Source organism: Methanobrevibacter filiformis (genome assembly GCF_001639265.1).
Taxonomy (GTDB): domain Archaea; phylum Methanobacteriota; class Methanobacteria; order Methanobacteriales; family Methanobacteriaceae; genus Methanacia; species Methanacia filiformis.
The window spans coordinates 1-1,735 of record NZ_LWMT01000142.1 but is presented as its reverse complement, the minus strand read 5'-3'; the positions used below and the strand labels follow the sequence as shown (position 1 = coordinate 1,735).

Here is a 1,735-nt window from a genome sequence, read left to right as displayed (position 1 = left end):
CTTCACGAACTGTGATAGCTAACATTTCTTCCATTAATTCTTCGTTTTCATTTCTAAAATTAATGAGAGTTCTGTATTTAGGTTTTTTCATCCCTGAAAGATACATGTACACAACATTTTCATGTATTGCCTTTTCAAGTTTACGACCAGACTTTATACCATCAATCTGACCCATAAGAATATTTCTAGCAAGCATTCTCCTAGAATAAGCTTTCTTACCTGGAGTATCAGCATATTTAGAATGCAAATCACCAAAATCATACCGACTAACCAATTCCTCAATAAAAAAACAAATATGATTATCTGGAATAAAGTCCCTCAAATTTAAAGGAAGTAAAAATACCTGACCAATACTATTTTCATGCAAAACCATAAACACCAACTCAACAAAAACTAAAAAACATTAATACTATATTACACCCCATAATATTTAAAACTAAGCATAACTAAAAAGAATCAAAAAATAATTATTGCACAGCCAATCCAACTAAAAAAAATATTGTTAAAGATAATATTAAAAATAGAAGTAATAATAAAAATAATAAAAATAAAATTAATAATAATGAAGATAAAATTAATAATAATGAAGATAAAATTAATAATAATGAAGATAAAATTAATAATAATGAAGATAAAAAGCAAAATAATGGTCAGGAACAGAACACTAATACTAAATTAAGTGATGGGTGTGCTGCAGTTGTTGTTCAAATTAATAGTAGTGCATTTGGATATGGTTATAGACGAGATTCAACCTATGAAGCTAATTTATATATTAAAAAATTGAAAATTAATGGTAAAAATGCTGTTAAAGAATATAAAACAACAAATGGTTACTTTACACATACTATAATTTTTAAAAATGGTTGGTTTATTTCAATTGGTGGAGCTGACATAGTAAATGTGAATAAGCGCCTTACAAAATTAGGTTCAGATATGGCAACTAAGAAAGTAACAGAAGATCTTCTGAATGAATCATATAAAACTCTTAAAAAGCTAGGAATAGGGCATTTTGTTCTTAAATCTCCAAATGGTGAGGTTAAAGCAGCTTCATATTATAGTGGTTATTTTAAGAAATTTAATTTTAAATTAAAAAGTGGAGAATATGCAGTTATTCCCAATAGCCCTCGTTCATTTAAAAAAGGAAAAAATCCATCTAAAATCCCAGAAAAATCAGTTATTTCAATTTTAGCTAAAGATAAATATGGAGTTAACAGAAGAAATATTATGGTTTATTCTGTTTCAAACATTAATAAAAAGACAAAAATTCAAATTTGGGCAACAAATGATAATGGAAAATATGTTGGGCTAAGCACAAGTGGACTTAAAGATAATGTGTATTTTGGATCTAAGAAAATAAGTAAAACTCTAATTCCTGCTATTTCAAAGAAAAAATACATTGGCTCTGTAACGCTTGCTTAATATAAAAGAGTGTGTTATGATTCAGAAAATGGCTTGAGTTTCTTATTTTCTCAAAATAAAGAGATTTTATTTCTTATTTTTGAATGGGATGTGGTTTCATGCTTATTTTTGAGTTAAAATCAAAAAATTTAAATTTATTTTTAAATTATTAATTTTATCTTAAAATAAAAATTTGTTGTATATAATTGCGGCTATGTCAAAAACTTCATGGTTGAGATAATTTTTCCTCTTTCTTGCTCCCATTTTATTCTTTGAAGATCTAAATAGGTTGTTATTCCTTGTTCTGTCTTGTATATTTTTTTCAGGTGTCTTGGTA

The 1,735-nt window shown here is 26.4% G+C and carries 2 protein-coding genes; one reads left to right on the top strand and one right to left on the bottom strand.

Annotated features, from left to right (window positions below):
- Positions 1–373: transposase (locus MBFIL_RS04340; protein ID WP_169805502.1), on the bottom strand; the 373-nt coding region annotated here is incomplete at its 3' end.
- 407 nt (positions 374–780) lie between these two features.
- Between MBFIL_RS04340 and MBFIL_RS04335 the strand changes: the two genes are divergently transcribed.
- Entirely contained in the window at positions 781–1,419 is a 639-nt protein-coding gene (locus MBFIL_RS04335) for a hypothetical protein (protein ID WP_066971832.1), read from the top strand.
- Positions 1,420–1,735 lie beyond the last annotated feature (316 nt).